Consider the following 19,447-nt stretch of genomic DNA (forward strand, 5'->3'; position numbering starts at 1 on the left):
CCCCTTCGGTCAGTTGCTGCCGGTCAGGGTGCTGACGTCCACGCCGAGCGCTTCGGTCATCACCCGGGCGTAGACCGCCTTGTGCCGGGCCAGCGCCGCGTCCACCGTGGCCGTGGACCGGCCTGCGGAACGTGCGTTGTGACGCAGCTCCTCGAGCCTCTTGCCCGCCTTGCCGAGCTTGTGGTTGGCCTCTTTGATCGCCCACTGCGACAACGCCTCTCGCGATTGACCCGCCTTGGCGTCGAGCTGGGCGGCCATCTCGGCAATGGCGTCGGACAGGTCCATCGCCTCCCGCGCGTCGGGGTTGACCAGCGCGAGTACCTCCCGTTCCACGGTGGGCCGCTCGGCGACCGAGTCCCACAGCACGTGGGTGAGCATCGGCAGGTCGTTGTCGTCGACCTCGGCGCGGCCGTCGAGGAACGCCGATGCCTGGAGAAGGCGAATGGCCTGCTTCCAGCGTCGATCCGACGCCACGAGCGACTGTCGCCTCAGCGAGGTTCGCAGCTGGCAGACAGTATCGACCACCCCGTCAGGCACCGCCACGGCCGGGACGTCGATCGTGACCGCCTGCTGCAACGCCGCAAGTGTGACCGTGGTCGGCGCGGCGGCGGCCGCGGGGCTCTGGACGGCAGAACGAATGAGGGCGGCGAAGTTCGACGGATCGGTCAGATAGCCGACCTCGAGCCGGACGAGCAGACGATCGTAGATCGCGGCGCTTTCCTCCCCGCTGGGCAGCTCGTTGGAGGCGGTGATGGCCGAGATCAGCGGGCAGCTGATCGGGGCCCCGCCGGATTCGGGGTGGTAGAGCCGTTCATTGAGGAAGGCCAGTGTCTCGTTGAGAGCACCCACCGAGCACTTGAAGATCTCGTCCATGAACGCGATATGGCAGGTCGTAGCACGTCCCTCGAACAGCTGGGTGTACCGGCCCTGGGTCAGTGCTGCCACGTCGACCGGTCCGAACATTTTCTTCGGGTCGGTGAATTTGCTCAGCAGAATCTCCCACAGCTGGGCATCGACGATCCGGCCGGTCAGCTCCCGCGCCAACTCGGATTTCGCGGTGCCGGGAGGGCCCAGGATCAGCGAGTGCTTGCCCGCAAGGATCGCTGCGACCACCGCGCGCACAACTTCGGAACGCTCGTAGAACAAGTCCGACAACTCATCGCTCACCGCCCGCAGCTTGCGCGCCGTGTCGGACGAGTCGTGCTCCACCTGCTGTTTCCCGCTCATGACCTCTCCCCGATTTAATGGGTACCCATTTAATGTGGACGACACTAGCACAGAGGTTGGACAAATGGGTACCCACTAAGTGAGGATGGGGCGATGACGCCCAGCGACCCGCACAAGGCCCCCCAGCGAACCTGGCGTCCTGAGAACGACGAGTACGACGACGCGAAGAAGCTCCTCCGCGCTCGCGGGCGGGGATTGACGGAATACCTGCGTGCCTGCGTGCGTTGGCTGCGCGCCGACCCGGACACCGCGCTCGCGATACTCGGCGAGCACTGGCCCGAGCCGCGCACCCGCGGACGTCCTCGTACGGAGGAGTCTTCGCATGAAGCGCCTCGCTGAATGCGGGGGAAGGCGGCGTCGTAGAACGAGACGGAGGGAAGGCGCGGGTGGCATCCGGTCTGGGGAGGGGTCCGGATGCCGCGCGCCTTCCCTCCGTGAGGAGGCCGTCGCCGGCGCGGTGGAAGGCCGAGGGGAGTGGTGCCTCCCACCGTGCTCGATGGTGACGGCGTGGCTTGGACGGCAAGGAATTACGGTCTGAAACTTGCCGGAACGACCGGGACGAATTTCGCCTCCGGGTCGTGCTTGTCGGGCGTGCAGGCGTAGAACGGCCCCGCCGGATCGGTCAGGTTGCGCAGCAGAGGGTAGAAGAAGTCGCGGAAGTACACGGCCATGGCGGCTCCTGGCTGCACGACCGCCTCCAGCCACGAGCGGCGCAGCGACCACAGCACCGTCACCGCCTCGGGGTGCTCGTACCACTCCGAGCACCAGCAGATCGCGCCGTTGGCGGAACTGGTGGTGGAGCGAGGCAGCTTACGCTGCGCCCACTCACCGATATTGGCGATCACCCATTCCAGCAGCACGTCCATGTCGATCTGGTCCGGATCGGCCCCGTCGGGGATCGCGGCAGGCGGGGCGCTGCTGGCGCCGTCACCCGCACCGCTCGGGGCGGCCGCAGCGGGAGCCTCACCAGGGGCGGCGGAAGCGAGCCGGTCGGCCAGAACGCCGAGCGCAGTCTCGAACTCGTCGAGCCCTTGGGAGGATCGGGCGGCGGTGGCGTCGACCCGCTCCACCTTCGTGGACAACAGCCGGTGCTGGTTGCGCATCTCGACGAGAGCTTCGCTCAGGGAGGCGACCTGGTTGCGCAGTTCTTCGACCCGCTCATCCGGCGATTCGGTGCTCACGCCGCACTCGCTTTCGCCTGCTCGTCGAGCCGCCGCCGCAGCGCCTTGGCGACCGGGTTGGCCGGGCCCAGATGCTCGATCGCGGCGTTCTGCACCTCCTTGGTGGCCTCGTCGCGGACTCGTTCGACATCGCCCTTGTCCGGTTCGGTGTACCAGGGGATGAGGTCGATCAGCACGGGGCGCGATTCCTGCCGGATCAGCAGCGCGTTGCGCTTCTTCATCGCAGCGATCTCTTCCACGGGCATGATCGGCTCCAGCGATCCACGATCGTTGGAGGTGGTAACACCCCCGGGACCATGGGAGCGGCGCCGCTCACGAGGTTTGTACTGTCCGACCAGGCCGGAGAGCTTGCGCAGGAACGGTTCGTCCTGCAATCCGGCGCCGAGGATGCGCACGGTGGAGGCACCCCACAGGGCGGCCGCGTCGTCCGCACCCCAGGTCGAGATCACCTGGGCTTCGGACTGGAAAATGGCGGTGACGCACATCGACTTCGACCCCAGGTGTGACGCCAGCTTCGGCAACCGTTTGATCTTGCAGATGTTGGCGCACTCGTCGAGAACGAGAGTCAAGGGTGGATCGACCCGGCCGCCATGAGCCGAGGCGGCGAGGTCGCCGAGTTCGAATATCTTGGCGACCATCGCCGCGATCACCGCGCCGGCGGAGCCGGAACCCTCCTGGGTCATCAAGTACAGCGTCGGGGCCTTGCCGTCTTCGTAGGCGAACAGGCTCCACAAATCGAGTTCGGTGATCTTCTCCGTGGTCGGCTGCTCCCACGTGTTCGGCGGAGTGATCCAGCGCAACGTTTCTTCGTCCTGGATGCTGGCCAGCGCGGTCTGGGCCTCACCGAACACACCGCCCCGGGTCTCGGCGGGCAGGTCGAGCACCGCGGCGAAGGCGTTGGCCGCACGGCGGTTTCCGTGCTGGTGCAGGATGTCGATCGGTTTGTCCGAGTACGTGTCGATCCAATCCAGCACGTCACGCATGGTGCGGCCGCTCAGGGATGCGGCCAGCAACGCCCAGGACAGCAGGTTCTTGCCGGTCGGGGCGAAGAACGGGTCCTCGTTCTGTCCGGACCCGCCGCCGCGGTTCTCCTCGATGAAGTGCTCGGCGACCTTCTTGGCGTCTCGCAGCGTGGTGATGCCGGAAAGGATGTTCCACCACCACGTCTGGGCGGCGTAGGCGATCTGGCTGGGATCGAAGACGTAGACCGGGCCGACGTCCTTCCGCAGGGCGCCGGTCAGAATCCACAGGTCCGGCTTGTTCGAGGTGGCGATCACCGCCCCGGGTGCTGACAGAATGCGGGGGACCGCGACCGCGGAGGTCTTGTTGCTGCGCGGTCCCATCATCACGATGGTGAAGTCCTCGTAGGAGGCATACACCGACTTGCCCTTCAGACGGCCGATCAGCGGCGCCAGCTCCCGCATGGACACGCCTTTGGCCGACTCGATCGAGGCGCGCAGGCCCACACCTCGCTCAGCAGCCTTCTTCCCGATCATGTCCGGGATCTGCTTCCTGTCGCGCAGCAACTTCTCCGGCGTCTCGTTCGGCCATGCCTTCCACACCACCCACGCCAGCGCCGCGAGCAAAAGGCACAACAGCGCCCCCACAAGCCCGATAACCAGCCACGACGTACCCTGCTCGTGAATGCGGTAGACGCTGTAGCAGATCCCACCGACGACCAACACCGAGATCCAAACCCACGCCAGCGCAGAGTCACCCATCACGCACCCCTTCGCAGAGGACCGACACTCACCACTCGCACCACCAGACCCGCCTCTTGGGCCGCGAGCAGCAGCTCCGCCCGCAACGCGGCGGCCGCACCGGCACTTCGGGTGCCCGGCACCTCGACGACGAAGACCTCCCGGCGCGCGGTGAGCGCCGCCGCCTCGAGCACCGGCAGCGGCCCGACGCCGGGAAGCGCACCGGTCTGCGCGCTCAGCGCGGCGAGGATCATGCCGTGGTCCAGCGGCAGCATCGCTTGGCGGACCACAGCCCAGATCGCAGCCTGTTCCCCGGCCGGCGTCTCGCCGAAGGTATCCAGATCAGCGGTCGGACCGGATTCCCCGTTCGCGTGCAGCAGCTGATACGGCTCACTGAGATCACCGGAGTGAATCCAGTCGAGCACATCCGTGAGGCTGCGGCGGCCGCGCACGGCCGCCAGCAACAGGTTCGCGGTCAGCAGCGTAGCTTCCGGGACGAAGTACAGAGCCGCCTCATCTCGGACCACGGAGAAGAGGTTTTCGGCGATCCGGTCGGCATCGGCGGCATCGGTGATTCTGGCCAGCAGATCCCAACGGAAAGTAGTTGCCGGGCCCGGCAACTCCGGGTTCCACACCAACGCCTGGCCCCACCACCGTCGCGGCAACGCCGCAACGTGGTCGGTCACGGTGATGACCATGGCCGAGGTAGCGCCGACCGGATCGTGGTCCCAGTCCTGTGCGGAGATGACGTCCCGCATCACGATCCTCTCCCGAGTCGGTCGTTCATGCTGCATGGCTCCTCCGTCCGTCGGAGTTGAGTCCGGCGAAAGCGCCGTCGGTGTTGTAGAGATCGAGTTCTTCCGGTGTCAGGTCGACATGGACCGGCAGGCCCATGCGGGAGCCGGACTTGATCAGATATTTGCCGCGACCTGGGTGACGTTGACCGGGAACCCAGGTCGGCGGAGCGGACCAGCGGGTCACCAACTCCTTCTCGCCAGAGGTGAACGGGCTGATCGCGTGCAGGCGCTCCATTTCGGCGTTGTCCAGCCCGCCGATGACTTTGATCGCGTTGCGCGCGACCATGCCCTTGGCCTTGGCCCGGTCGGCTTCGGTGGGCAGCGCTTCGAGGTCGGTGATCGAGTGCGTGCTTTGTGCCGACACCACACCGCGTGCGCGGTTCAGACGGGTCATGCGGTCGGACTTCTCCACCAGACCTGGTGCCGCGCGCAACGCGCGCCACAGTTCGTCCTGGGGCTGGAACACATTCCGGCGCTCCCCGGCGGCCTGCTTACCCTCGATCAGGCCGGCCGACCATGCCCACGCGCACATCATTGCGGCGGCCACCACGTCGTCACCGTCATCCTCAACGGCCTTGAGCGACAGCGAGACCGCGGGCAGATCGGCGTCGATCGAGAAGCTCGAAGACCGATCGAACATGCCCTTGATCGGGCCTTCGCACAACAGCACCAGGGTGTTGCGCAGCTCCCGGATCTCGCGGCGGTACTCGTACTCGTCTCGCGCCGCGACCACGCGCTGCAACGGTGCGCCCGCCTCATCGAGAATGTGCACGAGCTCCGGGATCGTGGGATCGGGGAGATGGTGCCGCGCGCTGGCGTCGTCGGCCTGGTCGACTGCCATCGCCAGCAGCAGCCGCTCGGTGGCAGTCAGATCCTGGCCGCCGACGATGGTGATCAGCGACTCCAGCAGGTCCAGGCGCCGGCCGCGGGCCTGGGAGACCAGCTGTTCACGCTGGCTGCCTACAGCGGCGCGAATCGCGCCGCGCAGCGGGCCGAGATCGAGGGGGTTGAGGCTGTGCAGACCGCGCCCGATCCGGAAAACCTTGCCTTCCAGTGCCTCCACGATTGGGCTGTACTCGTCTTTGATGTCGCCGGGGATCACTGCGGCGAAGCCGTACGCGACGAGGCCGACCATCAACCGTTTGCAGCAGGTGGACTTGCCGATGCCGGGCTGGCCCTGCACCCAGAGGCCCGTGTTGGTGACCAGACCGTCGACGAGCCACTGCGACGGGTCGAGCCCGATTGGCTCGGCGGTGTGCAGGTGGCGGCCGAAGGGGACGCCCCGGACGCGGGCACCGGATGCAGCCGGGAACGGGTAGAGGCCCTGAACCTGGGTGGTGGTGCCCGCATACAGCCGACCCGCGTCGACGTTGTGGGCGTACCCGCCGAACGGACGGTTCTCGCCCCGCGCGCTGGGAATCGGAGGCAAGGACTCGAAGGGCAGGAACGGGTTGAACGGAGCCTGTCCAGGCTCGTTCTCGTCGGGCTGTTCCTGTTTGCGGTAGGCCGGAGTGACGCCCAACTTCGCCAACCATCGCTCTGCCAGACCTGCTTGGGCTCCCGCACGCTGCCGCGCGGCGGATTCGGCTTCGGTGATCAGTTCGGTGGTCATGCCAGCCACCTCTGCGCGGCGCTACGGGAAAGTCCGGCGGTCGGCTCGATGCCGTAGCCGAGGCTCGTTGCAAACGCGGCGGCCTGTGCGCCGCGTGCCCGCCGGAACTGCAACTTGGAGGCGCTGACTCGATCCTCGATGTCGGCGCAGGCCGCGGCCAAGGTGTCCTCGTTTCGCACCGTGGTGGTGATGTACATGGTGAACTGGCCCAGCCCGGCGCCCATGGACTCTTCCTGAGCGGCCTTGCGGGCGCGGACCCGATCGTCGTACTCGCGCTGGGTCTCGTCCTTCTTCGTCTTCGCATTCCAGATCCGGCGCAGGGTGCCGGCCTGGATCTCGCGCTCGACGATCTCGGCGGCCTGGGCGGCGGTGTAGGGGCGGTACACCAGCGAGAAGCGCCGGTAGTACTTACCTGGGCTGACCAGCTTGAGCAAGATGTGGTGTCGCACCACCCCGCTCGGCGGAGCCTTGAAAACCCAGGTCACCGAGTATCCGCTGTCGTGGTAGTAGACATCCTTGGTCGACTCGGTTCGCAGCGGCCCCGCGTCGGACCAGGACAGCAACTCGTCGGCCTCCTCGTCGGGAGCGTCGGAGAGGAACACCCGGATGGCGGGGTCGAAAGCGGCGCGGATGTTGCGGATGACCCCCGCCGTGCTGGCCCGCTCGGTCACCGTCGCCCCGGCCGCAGCGAGTGCGGACTCGATGCGCGGCAACCAGCGCACCACTTCGGCCGCCCCCTCCGAGAGGGTCTTCGGCTGAGGAGACGCCTTGGACAGGTCGAAATTGACTGTCACCCGCATCTGCACGTCCGCGGTGGTCGTCCGCGACTGGTTCACGACCTTCTTCATGATCGTCTTGGCCAGTTTCGGGGCGTTCCTGCCGTCGCGCTCCATCCGCGCCAGGGTGTAGGCGCGCTGGTCGACACCACCTGTGGGGGAGGACTCGCACGTAAACACCACCGAGGAGATGATGGGTGTGAAGCCCAGATCGGCGAGCCAGCTGCCGTAGTTGCGAACCCAGGCTTCGGTGTCGGCCGTGTCGGCCAGGGTTGTGCCGACAGGGGACACCTTCAGCACCGCAGACAGGATGCCGGTGCGGCGGTTCCACAGCAGGCATTGGTTGCCGCCTCGGCCGTCCTCCACCGTCAACGGCTTGAGCGGCGCCAGTACACCGGGAAGGTTTTCTCCTCGGCTGACCTCTTCGAGAACGTCGGCCGCGTGGGCGTCGCTGGCACAGCGATTAGCCCAGGCGTTGCGTACGTTCCACGCCACGTGCTGGACGACCGTGCGCCGAGAATCGCCCACAGGGACGATCGTCAGAGCCAGCACCGGGATGGCGATGAGCAATCCCATGAAGGCGAGGACCAGGCTGATGAAGGTGGTGAATGCCAGGCCAACCACGGTGGCAAGGATGATGGCCGTTCCGCTGGTCCCGAGTCGCCCCAGCCCGAACCCGGTGACTTCGCGGTAACCGCCGTAACCTCGGGTCTCGCTCATCGTGTGCTCCTAACCTGTGTCGCCTGCCCTGCTGGTGTTGTCTTTCGTGATGCGTGTCGCCGGAATACGTTGTCGTTCATCGCGTCTCCGGCCCGAGGTCGTCGCCGGTCATCTCCGAGCCGACGTCATCGGCGGCCTCGACCGCCGAATTGGCTGCCGACATCCCCGCTTGGATCGCCAGGGTCGCCCCGCCGGTGGCAGCGGCACCCGCCGCTCCGGCAGCTGCCGATCCGCCACCCGCTGCTCCGGCGGCTGCCGCTCCGCCTCCCGCCGCGGACCCGGCGGCCCCACCGCCGGCGGCACCGGCGATCTCGACGCCACTGCCTCCGGCATCGCTCGGTGTGGCCGGTGTTCCGGCGGCGTCCGGATGCTCGGGCTGCGGGCCTCCGGACCCGGCCTCGAGTTCGACACCAGACGAGCCGGAGCCGATCGCCTTCTGCGAGGACCCGGACTCCAACTGGCTCTGTCCGCTACCGGATGTCAGTGCCTGCGACCCGCCGTTGCCCGGGGACGGATCAGGCTCTCCCGAGCCACCCGGCCCGGTGGCCGACATGAAATTGGCGAACCCATCACCCCCGGCGGACGTTCCGCCCCCGCCTCCACCACCGCCACTGAGCGCAGCGGCGCCGAGCATGCCGCCCGCCAACCCGCCGACCGCGACGCCGAGTGCGCCCGATCCACCGGAGACGTGCATGCCCATGAAGTCGAAGAACTTCAGCATCGCGGGGAGGGCGATCACCGCCAAGGCGACCACCATCAGGCCCGTGACCAGGGTGGTCAAGGACTGTTCTTCGCCAATGAGCTGGAAGCCGAGCGAGTAGATGAACGCAGCCATCGGTTTGTAGAGCACCAGCGCCACACAGGTGGCGGCAATGCGGGGGAACCACTGGCGTCCCCAGGTGGTGAGCTGTCCGGCGGCGGCGAACAAGATCATGTTGTAGAGCACGATGATTCCGGCCTGGCGAATGAAGCCCATCACCCACTGGATGAACCCGAGGATGGCACCGAGCAGGCCGAGGATCAGGACACCGCCGGGGTTCCCGATGGTGGCGGTTCCCAGCATTGCCTGCACGCGCTGGCCGAACTGGTTGGCGTCGGTATCGATCATCTGCCGGGCGAAGTCGTCGCCGGCGTGGATCGCCCCGGAAAGGACGATCAACGCCATCGACGAGATGACGACGTACTTGACGCCGCCCAGCAGGACTTGCGCACCGGGCTCGGTCCGGCGGGAGATCATCATCACCATGGCGCTGGTGAGGATTCCGGCCATCATGATGAAGAAGACGACCTTCTGCACCGGCTGTTTGTCGGCCATCACTCCCGCGTAGGACAGGCTGATCGAGTCGGTGCCGATCCACCAGGTCATCGACTCGACCAGCAGATCGCCAGCGAACTTCCCGATGGACTCCGCAGCCTTGCCGAATGCCGAATCCACCGCCTTGCCGACGGTGTTCTCGGCGACTGTTCCGGGGCTCAGGTCGAAGGTCCTTTCCCGGGCACCGTTGTTGATCTGAGCCCGATACAGGGTGTCGTCGTTGGGGTAGAGGTATCCGGTGTCCGGGTTGCCCTCGCACCCAGGGAACTCGGGGTGTTCCGAGCACCAGATCACACCGTCGGCGTCGCGCCAGCTCTTCTGTTCGGCGGTCAGTTCAGACAGCTTCTGCGGCATGTTCGCCGGCGGTTGCGCCGCGACGATTCCCGGTCCGGCGACCAGTGCCGCCAGCAGCACGCCGAGAAACACCATCGGCCGCAGCATCGCTCGCGCACCTGCGCGCGCACCCGGAACCGTCATGGTGGACTCCTCTCCTAGAAGGTCGTGAACCCTTTCAGGCCCGTGGAATTCGGAAGTTCAGGAAGGCCGGAATCGACCTGGTACACCCAGTCGTTGCCGTCCCAGAGCACAGCGCGGCGCTGGAAGTCGTAGCCGCCCTTGTTCGAGGGGACGGCGAAGTAGATCCGCGCGAAAGTCGGTGTGTAAGTGGCGAACTGGAAAGCGACGGGCTGACGGAACGCCGCGTCGAACTCCTCCGGAGACAGGTTGCGGGTCTGGGTCACTGCGTTGCGAACCTGCTGCTGCTGGCCGAGGTCGGCGCGCACCTGGGTGCCGAGCAGTTGTTCGTATCGGGTGTCGGTCAGCACTCGCGTGGAGATCTGCCAGGCGGCGATGAGCGCGCCCTGTGGCGTGTGGCTGTAGCCGTGGGCCCGGGGACCATCGACTTCGGCGGGCCCGTCGGGACCGAACGGCAGTCGTACTCCGTTGATCAGCTTCCACTCCAGATCGCGTGGCGGTGTCGCCGTGGCGACGGCACCGGGCTCGGCCGGAGTCGCGGAGTTGTCCGAGCGGTCGCGAACGACGGCGACCAGGACTATTCCGACAGCCACGACCAGCACGGCGGCCGCGGCCACGAGCAGCCAGCGTCGCGACGGTCGCGGGCCCTGGTTCGCGGGGCGTTCGGCGAATTCCCGGGTGGTGAACATTGACGTCTCTCCTTCGCTACAGCGGGGTGAATCCGGTCAGCTCTGCCGTTTCCGGCAGCGCCGGGGCGATCAGATCACTGCTGTAGCGCCAATCGCCATCGCGCCACACCACCGCTTGCCGGGCGATCCGGTAGGAGCCAGAGGGCCGGGGGTAGGCGTAATAGACGGTGGCGGCATCGCCGGTGTAGGCGCCGATCTTGAATCCGGCGGGTTGCACGGTGCTTGCCTGCACCGCGACCGGGTCCAGTCGGGGCTGGGTGGACCGGGCAGTGAGGATTTGCTGCCGATCTCCATCCGAGATCGCGGCCTGGGCGTCGAGGATGCGCGCGTAGTCCGGCGAGTACAGGATTCGCATGCTGATCTGGAGCGCCGCTATAGCCGCGCCCTGTGGGGTGTGGCTATAGCCGGCCGCGACCGCCCCGTCGATGCGGCTCGGTCCATCGGAGGCACTGAACGGCAGCGGAACACCCTCGACCCGCTGCCAGGACACCCCTTGCGGTGCGGCGGTAAGCCAGTCCGGGTCGGCAGGGCTGCGGTTGACCGGCACCTGGGGGACCAGCGATCCCTTCGCAGGGGTCGTCGGGGCGGCGGCTGCGCTGCTACTGGCTCCGGGGCCGGTGGCGAGGTCCTGTCCGCCGGAGCCGGAGTCGGAGCCGATCAGCGCGATCCCGGTGACGAGTACCAGCGCCGCTGCGGCGGCAGCGCCGATCAGATACGGACGGCGAACACCCGCCAGGGGCGTCTTCTCTCGGAACTCTCGCGTAGTCAGTGGCATTGTGGCTCAACCTCTTTCACAGGAAAACGTGGATGACGGTGTATGCCGACCCGGACAGCACGGTGGCGCCGAGCACGACGGGCAGCGAATGCAGCGCCTTCTTCGCCTGTTCGGACCGCCCCCGGATGCCGACCATCAGCACCCCGGCGGTGATCAGCACTCCGCCGACGGCGCAAGCGAGTGCGAGCGTGCGCAGCCAGCCGAGCGCGGCGGCGATGAACGAGTCCAGATCCTCGGGGGCGTTCGCGGGATCTCCACCGAATTTGTCCCATTGCACGCCACCGGTTTTGGGGTCCTGGATGGGGATTTGCTCCCCGCTGCCGCCACCGCCGGGACTCTGCGGGCTGAGCTGCTGGCTGGGGGTGGGGGCCGGGGTGGTCGTCGGCGGCTGTGCGTGCACAGCCCCGGCCCCCGCCACGGTCAATACCGTGGCGAGCACGAACGCCCAGGCTGCCTGTTTCATTGGAACGCCTGGATAATTCCGCCCGCGCCGCCGGTGATGACGACGCCCAGGATGACCATCGGCAGGTGCCCGAGGGCGTTCTTGGCGGTGTCGCTGCGCCCACGCAACCCGATGAACAGCATCCCCGCTACGGCGAGAAGCCCGCCGAAAGCCAGGGCGTAGCAAATGGTCTTGCCGTAGCCGAGGACGGTGTCGATGCGGTTGCCGAGCTCGCCCGGCAGTTCCCTGGCAGGAGGGTTGGGGACTTGGGCCAGCCAGTCGGCGGCCAGTAGGAGTGTGGACATTGGCTTTCCTTTCTCGTGATCGGTTAGGACACCCGCATGACGGGGTGCTCGTCGTTGGGCTCCAGCTCGGAGTCGCTGTCGGCGGTCAGGGGTTCGCGCTCGATGAGAGCCAGCACCGCGGGGACCAGTTCCTCTCGGAACTTGCGGGCCGGTTCGGCCCAGCGGTAGGTCTTGCGATCGGCGTCGAACACGCCGGTGGCCAGCAGGTCCCACGGGTTGTCGCTCGCGGCGAGCGGCGAGAACCACGGCAGTCGAAGCACCGGGGTCGACAAGTTGGCCGCCGCCATCTTCAGCCGCCGCTCCACCACCGATGGCCACCGTGCTTCGCTGCCCGCGACCACGACCAGAACGGGACGCACGGGCATCCGCTGGGCGGTAGCGATCGCCCAGCTCACTGCGGCCGCGGTCGCGCGGGTCACCAGTACGTCGACGCACTGGCTTCCGTTGGCCTCGATGACACCCATATCGATGCCGTCGAGCAGATGCGCGACTGTCGTCGTGCCGACGCCACCGGCGATCCCGCCCACCACCGGACGCCGTGGGACCGCGCTCATCGCGAACCCACCTGAGACACGCGCCATTCAGCGCCTACCTTGACCAGTGCGATGCCGACCACCAAGTGCCGGTCCGGCATCGGCCCGGTCGGAGTGTTCACCTTCTGGGTGACCTCGAGGAGCCGCACCGCTGAGGTTGCCGTGTCCGTGGGGGCGCCGGCCTCTACGCCCGGACGAATCCCCTCGGCGGGGACGGTCAGGATGGCGGAGCGTGCCGTCAGATCCAGCCAGTCGGCACCGGGGCCTGCGATCGGCGGATAGTCGCGAAGCAGTTGGGTGAGTCGGGGCTCCAGCAACGGCACCGCGCGGAGCTTCGCGTCGTGTGGAGTCAGGTCCCGGGTGGTGTCCCACCCGTACCAGATTCGCGCCACTGCGGCCGCGACAGCGTCGGCGCTGGCCTCGTCGACCGGTCCGATCTCCGCCGGAAGGGTCGCCGGGGCGGGCAGCGGCGTCGATGGCGGTGTGGCGGGAACGCGAGAGGTCGTCTCGGTGGGCGTTACGAAGGAGGTTGTCGGCGAGGGTGGAGCAGTCTGCTCGTGGTCGGAGTCACCGGACGAGCACCCGGTGACCACCAGCGCAGCGCTGGCCAGCACGGCAGCCGGTGCCGTCCAACGGAACTTTGGCGTCATTGTTTCTGGATTCCTACTCATCCGAACCGCCTAATTTCGATTCCCGATCCCAAATTCGACAAGGGCGAGATCTTCACTACGTCGCCCGATTGGGGGGCCTCAACCATTTTTCCGTCACCAATTGCAATTCCGACGTGCTGCGGGTCTCCGCCGCCTGGAAAAACGATGTCCCCCGGCTGTATATCGCCGAGTGCTACCTCTCGACCCCGAGGGTCATTGAGGATGCTTGTGGTGTAGTGGGGGAGCTGGATTGTTTTTCCGCTCGCTTGCCCGACTGCGTACACCACCAGTCCGGAGCAGTCGAACCCGACTTTCCCATAATCGCCGTGGGAGTCGGCAACGCCACCGTCTCGAATTCCCTGCGACGGGCCGTCGATGTTGCCGCCGCCCCAGGCGTAGGGGGTTCCTTGCCAGCACAACGCCGCAGCGGCGACATTCGCACCGAAACCACCCCCGGGGCGGAACTGGCTGCAATTGGCCACCCGCCCGCCGCCGGTGCCGATCTGGGTGTACTTGGCCATCTTGGCCTTGACTCCCGGGGCGTAACCCTCCGTTTCCCCGTTGACGATCTGAGGGCCGCCATTGGCCAATACGCAGCCGTAGCCACAGTTGTAAGCGTTGAGGACGATGTCGATCAGGTCACCCTTGATGCGCCCGCTGGCCAGGTCCTTCTTCGCCTGCTCGACGGTGGTGCAGTCGAACTTCGCCTGCGCCATGATGGCGTCCGGGGGGTCGAACGGGGAGATCACGCCGTTGCCGTTGGCGTCGACGCCGTAGCTCGGCCAGGTATAGGGCATGAACTGACTGAGCCCTTGCGCACCGGCCGGGGAAACAGCGTTAGGATTCCAGCCTGATTCCTGCTCGATCTGCGCAGCGATGAGTGGGGCCGAGATTTCCTCGCACATGGTGCCGGCCCGGATGACCCACGCCTCGTATTCGGGCGGAACGGTTCCGGTCGCCAGTTTTCCCTGCGCGAAACTTGGGTTGTCTTTGTCTCCATCGACGAAAACCGCGACGATCAGCACCGGGAATAAGAGCAACGCCAAGGCGAGCGCTGCCCATTTCAATGATGATTTCATCGCGGTCACACCTCCCCAGATGTGTGTATTGAATGCTCATATCCACCGTGGTTCGGTGGCGCTGTGTTTATCCGGCGGTGAGTTCTGAGAGAACTCTGTCGAGTGGCGACTGTTTTCCGCTGGTGCCCGGCACTCCCATACCGGGCGCCAGCGGAAAAGGTCACCGGATTACAAACCGGCCTGAATTTTGGAGGTCAGCCATTTCACGATCCATTGAGTGGCCGTGTCGCCACTCTCGTTGACCTTGTAGTTACCGGCGTAGGATCGGTGCGCGTCCAGCAGCAGGTACGAGACCGCCTGCGATGCCTGCTGAATGAGCTCGTCGGGCTTGGTCAAGCTGACCAGCGCGTCGAACTCCGGCATGTTGATGACCTTGGAGACGTCATCGAGCATCGTGGAGGAGAACACCATCTCGGCCAGCGCGATCGGCAGGGTCTGCGGCGAGGTAGCCGCTGCCACACCGATTTTCGTGAACTCGGTGATCACCGACTTTGCAGCCTGCGCGATCACCTGCGGATCGGCCTCGGCGACGTTCTTCACCAGCTCGAGGCCCCGGCCGATCAAGTAGTCGGGCAGATCCTCGGGCGTGAGGTTCAGCAGTGGGACAACCGCCGCGACGACCTTGGACTTGCCCGACAGCGAGCACACAGTGTCATTGGGCGCACACATTGTGGTCACCCGCTCGGCGAGCACACCCATTCCGCCCTCGCGCTCGCCGAGAACGCCTTCACCGCCGGGGTTGGAGCCGATCAAGGTCTCCGAGACCGAGGAGAGCTTCGTACTCGACGAGCCGGTTGAGGTGCCGGTGCTGCTGGCGGAGTCCGACTCTGCGGTGGCCGAGCGCTTCGGGTCCGACAGCAGGGCACCGGCCAGGATGCGCGACGGATCGACCGCTCCCTTGCGGTTGCCCACAGCCGACAGGAAATCTCCGGCGATCAGCGCGCCCTGCGAGTAGCCCAGGATGACGAACTTCGACAACGGGCACGCCTCGGCCAGTTCCTTGGCTCGGGTGTTCAGCGCCGACGCCCCGTTCTCGCGGGACTGGCTCAGCGTGAGCGGGTTTCCGGTGAACATGCCCGCGATCGGCCCGCCGACCTGAGCAACGTAAGGAACCTGCTCAGCGCGCACCGACGCCGTCGCGGGCTTCTGCGCGGTGGCAGAGGGGCGCGGGGTTGCCGCCGGGGTCGCCGCCGGGGTCGCCGCCGGAGTCGATCCCGACAGCGTCGGCGGAGCCGAATTCAATGCTGCGAGAAGCGGACCCGTAACCTGTCCGAGCATTCCCGGCACGACGTTACGGTCCGCTCCCGCACTGGTCTCCCACGTCCCAGGGACGGCGAGGGTGATCACATCGGCGCAGTCCGTCACAGCAGGACTGGCGCCCGGATCGGCCGATGCGACCGACGGGGCGATGCAGGTCAGCGACGCCGCTATCACCAGCGAGCCGGCTACCCGCCCTCCGATCATCGCGGCGGACATCACCGCACCAGCCCTTGCACTGCCGCCAACGCACCATTGGCCGCATCGGTCAGGGGGCCGAGCTGGTCAGGCGTGAACGCCGGCTGCTCGGTGACCGCCTCCACGACCGCATCGGCCACCGCAGCCGTCTCCGGTGCGGCCTGTGCGGCAGCCACGACATCCTGCGCGGTCTGCTCGACAACGCCGACAGCCTGAGTGACGACGGGCTCGCTCTGAGCCCACTGGTCGACCTGATCGACAACCGCGGCGGCCTGCTCGAGCACCTGCTCACCGCCGGGCTGCTCCTGAACCCAATCGACAGCCTGCTCACCGGCATCTACCGCAACGGCGGCTTGCTCGCTGAACTGGTCGGCCAAGGTCGGGCCGGGCGGGGGCACCTCGCGCTCCTCCATGGGAATCTCGCCGTCGGGGGCCGGACCGGTGTATTCGGAGCCGTCATCGGCGAGCAGCACGAACCCGACCAGGCCGCCGATCGCCCCGCCCGCGAGACCACCAGCGATCGCAGCCGGGATGCCGACGATCGCGGCACCGGCGGCCGCGCCGGCGGCGACGCCGATCGCGGTTCCGGCGACACCGCTGGTGACAGTGCCGATCACGGGTACGGGGATGAGCGTGCCCATCGCGGCACCGGCGATGCCACCGATCGTGCCGCCGATCAAGCCACCGGCGATGCCGCCGAAGACCGCGGCCGGAACGCCGATGACCGTGGCACCGATGCACGTTCCGGCTGCCGCGCCGATAACGGTGCCTCCGGCGAGCGCGTCAGCACGCGAGGGGGCGATTCCGACCGACTGCAACGCCGTGTTGGTGGCCTGCTGGGCTTCGCTGATGTAGGCGTTGGCCTTCCACGCCACATCGATCGGCACCCAGTCAGGCGTAGGGATGGACGCTCGCTTCGAGCCGATTCTTTCCGGCCCGACCGGCACCCAGTACTTCGGCTTCTCGGGCACCGGGGCCGGGGCGTGCAGGGTCAGCAGTTCCTCGCCCAGGCTCGGCTCGGGCGCGGGGGCACGGTACGGCGGAGTCGGCTCGACGTAGTAGTAGGTCTGCGGAGCCGGGGTACTCGGGGCCGGAGTGTCGTAGTACGGACCGACCTGGACACCACCACTGGGCGGCGCCGTCTCGTACTCGCTGGGAGCGCGCGAGGGTGGGTCGGGCAGGATTACGCCCAACGGACTCTGGGACTGTGGCTTGGGCGGGAGCACGGGAGCGGTCGACACCCCGGGCTGTTCCTGCGGTTCGGCCGGGCCGGTGATTCCCGGCTGCCCCGACGGGGCTGCCTGTGCCACACCGCAAGCAGTCATCAGGACCGCGGTTGCTACCGCTGGCGCGACCGCCACGCGGATGAGGTCGGTTCGGATTCCGGTGAAGCGGCGGTGAGCGGCCGATCGAGTTGTTCCGACACGCCGGGAGCCGCTGTAGGGGATCGGCGTTTCCGCCTTATCGCTGCACGCGCTTGCGGCAGCAGGACCTAGTGTTGTCATTGCAGAGCCTTCCTTAAGTTTCTGCACCTGCTCCGGGGGCGGTTGCACCCGCGAATCCCGGAGTTCTCTGGGCCTTCCCCCCGTTGCACCGGGGGGAAGGTCCTTCACTTCGTGACGCTGATGGCCTCGGCTGTGGTTGCACCCACACCTTCGGCGTTCAGCGCCACACCCTCAGACGCTCTCTATCGCCCCACCTTCCTGGGATGATACGTTATTCCCATACGATACTTGCATACGTTGCGAGACTTCTCTAGGGGGTGCGGCAAGGTGTTTCCTGATGGACCACCGGCCCCGGCGCGCGCAATGACGCGACGCATCACGCGCGGATTCGACCCCGTGGCGCTCAAGCGCGCCCGCGAGGAGCATCCGAACGAAGATCTCCGCCGCCGGGCCGAGGTCGCGCGGCTGGCGGGTGTGGGCGTCGCCACGATTCAGCAGTGGGAGGCTGGAAAGAAATCCCCCCAGGTCAATCTGCTGTTCCGTGTCGCTGCCGTACTCGGCGTTCCGATGGAGCAGCTCGTCCCGATTCCGCGTGAGCAGCGCTATCTGCGTGACTGGCGCGTCCTGCGCGGCATGCTGGAATCGGACCTGGCTGCCCGTACCGGAATCAGCGGTTCGTCGATAGGCCGCCTGGAAGAAGGCTCGGCCGCCCTCACCGACGAAAACGCCAACCGCCTCGCCGAAGCCTTGGGTATCACGGCTATCGAAGTGCGTGCCGCCTACGACCGGGCCCGCAACCGCGCCGTCGGCGCACCCGCTTGAATTCCTACCCCGCACCAGGCTCGGCCTGCTCGGCACCGTGAACCCCCTTGCTTCGGGCTCTGCCGGAACACTGGGCGGCTCCAGCAGGTGGGATCGTGCACTCCACTCCTGTTTCGTGAGATCACACACCCCCGGAGCGTACTTACTCCGCGTGCCGCCCGCAAGCGCTTATCACTACGAAATCACTAACATATTGCCCTTTTGGGTCGAAATTCGTTGGTGGGGGCTGACTTGTCGTGAACATCTGACTACACTCTTGCTATGCCCTCCGGACATCCAGAGTTCTTCGGGGAAGTCGTCAAGGCTCGCCGTGAGTACCTCAGCCTCACCATGGCCGAGGTGCGCGCCGCCGGCGGTCCTGCGCAGACGACGATGGTCCGGACCGAGCGCGGAGAGCTAGACAACCCGCAGAAAAAAATCTTCGCGAAGTTCGATGAGGCGCTGCGCTGGGTGCCTGGATCCGCCGCGGCCGCCTACTGGAATGGGGAAGTGCCGGTTCCTCTCGAACCGGCACAGCCGCCGGCCCCGCCCTTGAGCCTGGCTGGTTCCGACGTCGAGGTTCCTCTCGACCAGGTCATCGCGTTGATGGAGTTACAGCGTGATCTCAACGCCGCCGCGGAGGCTCGCCGGGAATTGAGTGCCGACTCCGTCCAGGATCTCGCCACACGCCTCAACAGGGAGGTCAGCCTGATAGTTGGCCGCTGGGCCACCACTATGCTGGAACGTAACCGTGGCACGGAAGCGGTGCATCCCGGGCTCGAAGTGATCTTCGCCGATGCACTGTCCACTCCGGTCGACCCCGGCACTCCGGACGCCGAAGAGCGTTTGTATCGGCGCTGGTTGCTCGGTGGCCGCTCGGCTGCTGGCCTCGGGGAGGAGCTACGCCAGAAGTTCGAGCAGCGCTATCGGCAGCGAGGAGGTGATCTGGATGCAGACCAATGACGGCTCTTTACCGCCGCTCAGTGCGCGCGTGAGCCGGCTTTTCGCTACCTTCCACGCCCGCTCCGCACCCGAACAGTCCGTCGATGACGTTGCACGGTCGGTCAGTGCGATGTTGGGCAGGATCGTCCCCGGCGCCGAGATCGCCGCGTTGCGGGCGGGCGAATACGACCGCGACTTCGCCGATCCTCAAATCCTTGCCGCTCTCGCGAAGCACTTCGGTGTCCCTCCGGCCTATCTGGCCGGAGCGGACGCCACCGCCGTGCGCCAGGTCGAAAAGGAGCTGCTGATGCTTGCAGCCACCCGCGATGCCGGCGTGCGGAGCCTGAACTTGCGCGGCAAGAAGATCGACATTGGCGAACTCGCCGACCACCTCAAACGACTGGCCAAACGGCGGTCCGACTCGCCGGATGAGGCGGCCACTCGCGACGTATCCGATACGTCTGACCTGGGGGAATAGACTCGAGCGAAAGTAGGAGATGACCGTGGTGAGAGGGGAGGGCGTGGTGAA

Annotated in this window: 20 protein-coding genes; 4 read left to right on the top strand and 16 right to left on the bottom strand. The window is 66.9% G+C overall.

Going from position 1 to position 19,447, the window contains the following annotated elements; genetic code table 11:
* Positions 1 to 9: 9 nt before the first annotated feature.
* Positions 10 to 1,227: an AAA family ATPase gene (locus tag AMO33_RS29710; RefSeq protein ID WP_060595273.1), complete on the bottom strand. Its 1,218-nt coding sequence runs from the start codon at positions 1,225 to 1,227 to the stop codon at positions 10 to 12.
* A gap of 93 nt (positions 1,228 to 1,320) precedes the next feature.
* On the opposite strand from AMO33_RS29710, the gene AMO33_RS31965 reads away from it, so the two are divergent.
* The gene (locus AMO33_RS31965; protein ID WP_159005502.1) at positions 1,321 to 1,566 is read left to right on the top strand and encodes a hypothetical protein; all 246 of its coding nucleotides are present in this window, start codon (positions 1,321 to 1,323) and stop codon (positions 1,564 to 1,566) included.
* 188 nt (positions 1,567 to 1,754) lie between these two features.
* On the opposite strand, the gene AMO33_RS29715 is transcribed toward AMO33_RS31965, so the two are convergent.
* The 15 genes from AMO33_RS29715 to AMO33_RS30855 all read right to left on the bottom strand — a co-directional run bounded on the left by AMO33_RS29715 (position 1,755) and on the right by AMO33_RS30855 (position 16,923).
* On the bottom strand, positions 1,755 to 2,408 hold the full coding sequence (locus AMO33_RS29715) for a DUF4913 domain-containing protein (protein WP_060595274.1): 654 nt from the start codon (positions 2,406 to 2,408) through the stop codon (positions 1,755 to 1,757).
* Entirely contained in the window at positions 2,405 to 4,129 is a 1,725-nt protein-coding gene (locus AMO33_RS29720; RefSeq protein WP_240327592.1) for a type IV secretory system conjugative DNA transfer family protein, read from the bottom strand. The genes AMO33_RS29715 and AMO33_RS29720 overlap by 4 nt, the downstream gene beginning before the upstream one ends.
* Positions 4,129 to 4,866 carry a type IV secretory system conjugative DNA transfer family protein gene (locus tag AMO33_RS29725; RefSeq protein ID WP_060595276.1) on the bottom strand — a complete coding sequence of 246 codons (738 nt, stop codon included), beginning with the start codon at positions 4,864 to 4,866 and terminating at the stop codon, positions 4,129 to 4,131. Before AMO33_RS29725 ends, AMO33_RS29720 begins: the two co-directional genes overlap by 1 nt.
* Before the next feature lie 25 nt (positions 4,867 to 4,891).
* Positions 4,892 to 6,517, bottom strand: coding sequence for a hypothetical protein (locus AMO33_RS29730; protein WP_060595277.1), 1,626 nt, complete (start codon positions 6,515 to 6,517; stop codon positions 4,892 to 4,894).
* Complete coding sequence (locus AMO33_RS29735; protein ID WP_060595278.1) at positions 6,514 to 8,013, bottom strand: SCO6880 family protein; 1,500 nt, start codon at positions 8,011 to 8,013, stop codon at positions 6,514 to 6,516. The genes AMO33_RS29730 and AMO33_RS29735 overlap by 4 nt, the downstream gene beginning before the upstream one ends.
* 76 nt (positions 8,014 to 8,089) lie before the next feature.
* A complete protein-coding gene (locus AMO33_RS29740) occupies positions 8,090 to 9,769 on the bottom strand; it encodes a hypothetical protein (protein ID WP_167547559.1) in 1,680 nt (559 codons plus the stop codon).
* A 50-nt stretch (positions 9,770 to 9,819) separates the two neighbouring features.
* Positions 9,820 to 10,491, bottom strand: a complete 672-nt coding sequence (locus AMO33_RS29745) for a hypothetical protein (protein WP_060595280.1) — start codon at positions 10,489 to 10,491, stop codon at positions 9,820 to 9,822.
* A gap of 16 nt (positions 10,492 to 10,507) precedes the next feature.
* Complete coding sequence (locus AMO33_RS29750) at positions 10,508 to 11,266, bottom strand: hypothetical protein (protein WP_060595281.1); 759 nt, start codon at positions 11,264 to 11,266, stop codon at positions 10,508 to 10,510.
* 16 nt (positions 11,267 to 11,282) lie between these two features.
* Entirely contained in the window at positions 11,283 to 11,729 is a 447-nt protein-coding gene (locus AMO33_RS30850) for a hypothetical protein (RefSeq protein WP_076574075.1), read from the bottom strand.
* Positions 11,726 to 12,013, bottom strand: coding sequence for a hypothetical protein (locus AMO33_RS29760; RefSeq protein WP_060595283.1), 288 nt, complete (start codon positions 12,011 to 12,013; stop codon positions 11,726 to 11,728). The genes AMO33_RS30850 and AMO33_RS29760 overlap by 4 nt, the downstream gene beginning before the upstream one ends.
* Positions 12,014 to 12,036: 23 nt before the next feature.
* Positions 12,037 to 12,567: a hypothetical protein gene (locus AMO33_RS29765; protein WP_076574073.1), complete on the bottom strand. Its 531-nt coding sequence runs from the start codon at positions 12,565 to 12,567 to the stop codon at positions 12,037 to 12,039.
* On the bottom strand, positions 12,564 to 13,196 hold the full coding sequence (locus AMO33_RS29770; RefSeq protein WP_240327593.1) for a hypothetical protein: 633 nt from the start codon (positions 13,194 to 13,196) through the stop codon (positions 12,564 to 12,566). Before AMO33_RS29770 ends, AMO33_RS29765 begins: the two co-directional genes overlap by 4 nt.
* Before the next feature lie 17 nt (positions 13,197 to 13,213).
* Complete coding sequence (locus AMO33_RS32905) at positions 13,214 to 14,275, bottom strand: C40 family peptidase (RefSeq protein WP_060595302.1); 1,062 nt, start codon at positions 14,273 to 14,275, stop codon at positions 13,214 to 13,216.
* Between the two features lie 168 nt (positions 14,276 to 14,443).
* Entirely contained in the window at positions 14,444 to 15,751 is a 1,308-nt protein-coding gene (locus AMO33_RS29780) for a cutinase family protein (RefSeq protein ID WP_240327594.1), read from the bottom strand.
* Complete coding sequence (locus AMO33_RS30855; RefSeq protein WP_240327595.1) at positions 15,751 to 16,923, bottom strand: hypothetical protein; 1,173 nt, start codon at positions 16,921 to 16,923, stop codon at positions 15,751 to 15,753. The genes AMO33_RS29780 and AMO33_RS30855 overlap by 1 nt, the downstream gene beginning before the upstream one ends.
* A 615-nt stretch (positions 16,924 to 17,538) precedes the next feature.
* Here AMO33_RS30855 and AMO33_RS29790 point away from each other — a divergent pair.
* The 3 genes from AMO33_RS29790 to AMO33_RS29800 all read left to right on the top strand — a co-directional run bounded on the left by AMO33_RS29790 (position 17,539) and on the right by AMO33_RS29800 (position 19,396).
* On the top strand, positions 17,539 to 17,997 hold the full coding sequence (locus tag AMO33_RS29790) for a helix-turn-helix domain-containing protein (protein ID WP_060595288.1): 459 nt from the start codon (positions 17,539 to 17,541) through the stop codon (positions 17,995 to 17,997).
* A 261-nt stretch (positions 17,998 to 18,258) separates the two neighbouring features.
* Positions 18,259 to 18,939, top strand: coding sequence for a hypothetical protein (locus AMO33_RS29795; RefSeq protein ID WP_060595289.1), 681 nt, complete (start codon positions 18,259 to 18,261; stop codon positions 18,937 to 18,939).
* On the top strand, positions 18,926 to 19,396 hold the full coding sequence (locus AMO33_RS29800) for a hypothetical protein (RefSeq protein WP_240327596.1): 471 nt from the start codon (positions 18,926 to 18,928) through the stop codon (positions 19,394 to 19,396). Before AMO33_RS29795 ends, AMO33_RS29800 begins: the two co-directional genes overlap by 14 nt.
* Positions 19,397 to 19,447 lie beyond the last annotated feature (51 nt).

The sequence above is a fragment of the Nocardia farcinica genome, from assembly GCF_001182745.1.
GTDB lineage: Bacteria > Actinomycetota > Actinomycetes > Mycobacteriales > Mycobacteriaceae > Nocardia > Nocardia farcinica.

Bases quoted from the DNA above. Each gene is read 5' to 3' on its own strand.
- AMO33_RS29710 (WP_060595273.1), bottom strand. From the start codon at position 1,227: ATGAGCGGGAAACAGCAGGTGGAGCACGACTCGTCCGACACGGCGCGC.
- AMO33_RS31965 (WP_159005502.1), top strand. From the start codon at position 1,321: ATGACGCCCAGCGACCCGCACAAGGCCCCCCAGCGAACCTGGCGTCCT.
- AMO33_RS29720 (WP_240327592.1), bottom strand. From the start codon at position 4,129: ATGGGTGACTCTGCGCTGGCGTGGGTTTGGATCTCGGTGTTGGTCGTC.
- AMO33_RS29725 (WP_060595276.1), bottom strand. From the start codon at position 4,866: ATGCGGGACGTCATCTCCGCACAGGACTGGGACCACGATCCGGTCGGC.
- AMO33_RS29730 (WP_060595277.1), bottom strand. From the start codon at position 6,517: ATGACCACCGAACTGATCACCGAAGCCGAATCCGCCGCGCGGCAGCGT.
- AMO33_RS29735 (WP_060595278.1), bottom strand. From the start codon at position 8,013: ATGAGCGAGACCCGAGGTTACGGCGGTTACCGCGAAGTCACCGGGTTC.
- AMO33_RS29740 (WP_167547559.1), bottom strand. From the start codon at position 9,769: ATGCTGCGGCCGATGGTGTTTCTCGGCGTGCTGCTGGCGGCACTGGTC.
- AMO33_RS29745 (WP_060595280.1), bottom strand. From the start codon at position 10,491: ATGTTCACCACCCGGGAATTCGCCGAACGCCCCGCGAACCAGGGCCCG.
- AMO33_RS29750 (WP_060595281.1), bottom strand. From the start codon at position 11,266: ATGCCACTGACTACGCGAGAGTTCCGAGAGAAGACGCCCCTGGCGGGT.
- AMO33_RS30850 (WP_076574075.1), bottom strand. From the start codon at position 11,729: ATGAAACAGGCAGCCTGGGCGTTCGTGCTCGCCACGGTATTGACCGTG.
- AMO33_RS29760 (WP_060595283.1), bottom strand. From the start codon at position 12,013: ATGTCCACACTCCTACTGGCCGCCGACTGGCTGGCCCAAGTCCCCAAC.
- AMO33_RS29765 (WP_076574073.1), bottom strand. From the start codon at position 12,567: ATGAGCGCGGTCCCACGGCGTCCGGTGGTGGGCGGGATCGCCGGTGGC.
- AMO33_RS29770 (WP_240327593.1), bottom strand. From the start codon at position 13,196: ATGACGCCAAAGTTCCGTTGGACGGCACCGGCTGCCGTGCTGGCCAGC.
- AMO33_RS32905 (WP_060595302.1), bottom strand. From the start codon at position 14,275: ATGAAATCATCATTGAAATGGGCAGCGCTCGCCTTGGCGTTGCTCTTA.
- AMO33_RS29780 (WP_240327594.1), bottom strand. From the start codon at position 15,751: ATGTCCGCCGCGATGATCGGAGGGCGGGTAGCCGGCTCGCTGGTGATA.
- AMO33_RS29790 (WP_060595288.1), top strand. From the start codon at position 17,539: ATGACGCGACGCATCACGCGCGGATTCGACCCCGTGGCGCTCAAGCGC.
- AMO33_RS29795 (WP_060595289.1), top strand. From the start codon at position 18,259: ATGCCCTCCGGACATCCAGAGTTCTTCGGGGAAGTCGTCAAGGCTCGC.
- AMO33_RS29800 (WP_240327596.1), top strand. From the start codon at position 18,926: ATGCAGACCAATGACGGCTCTTTACCGCCGCTCAGTGCGCGCGTGAGC.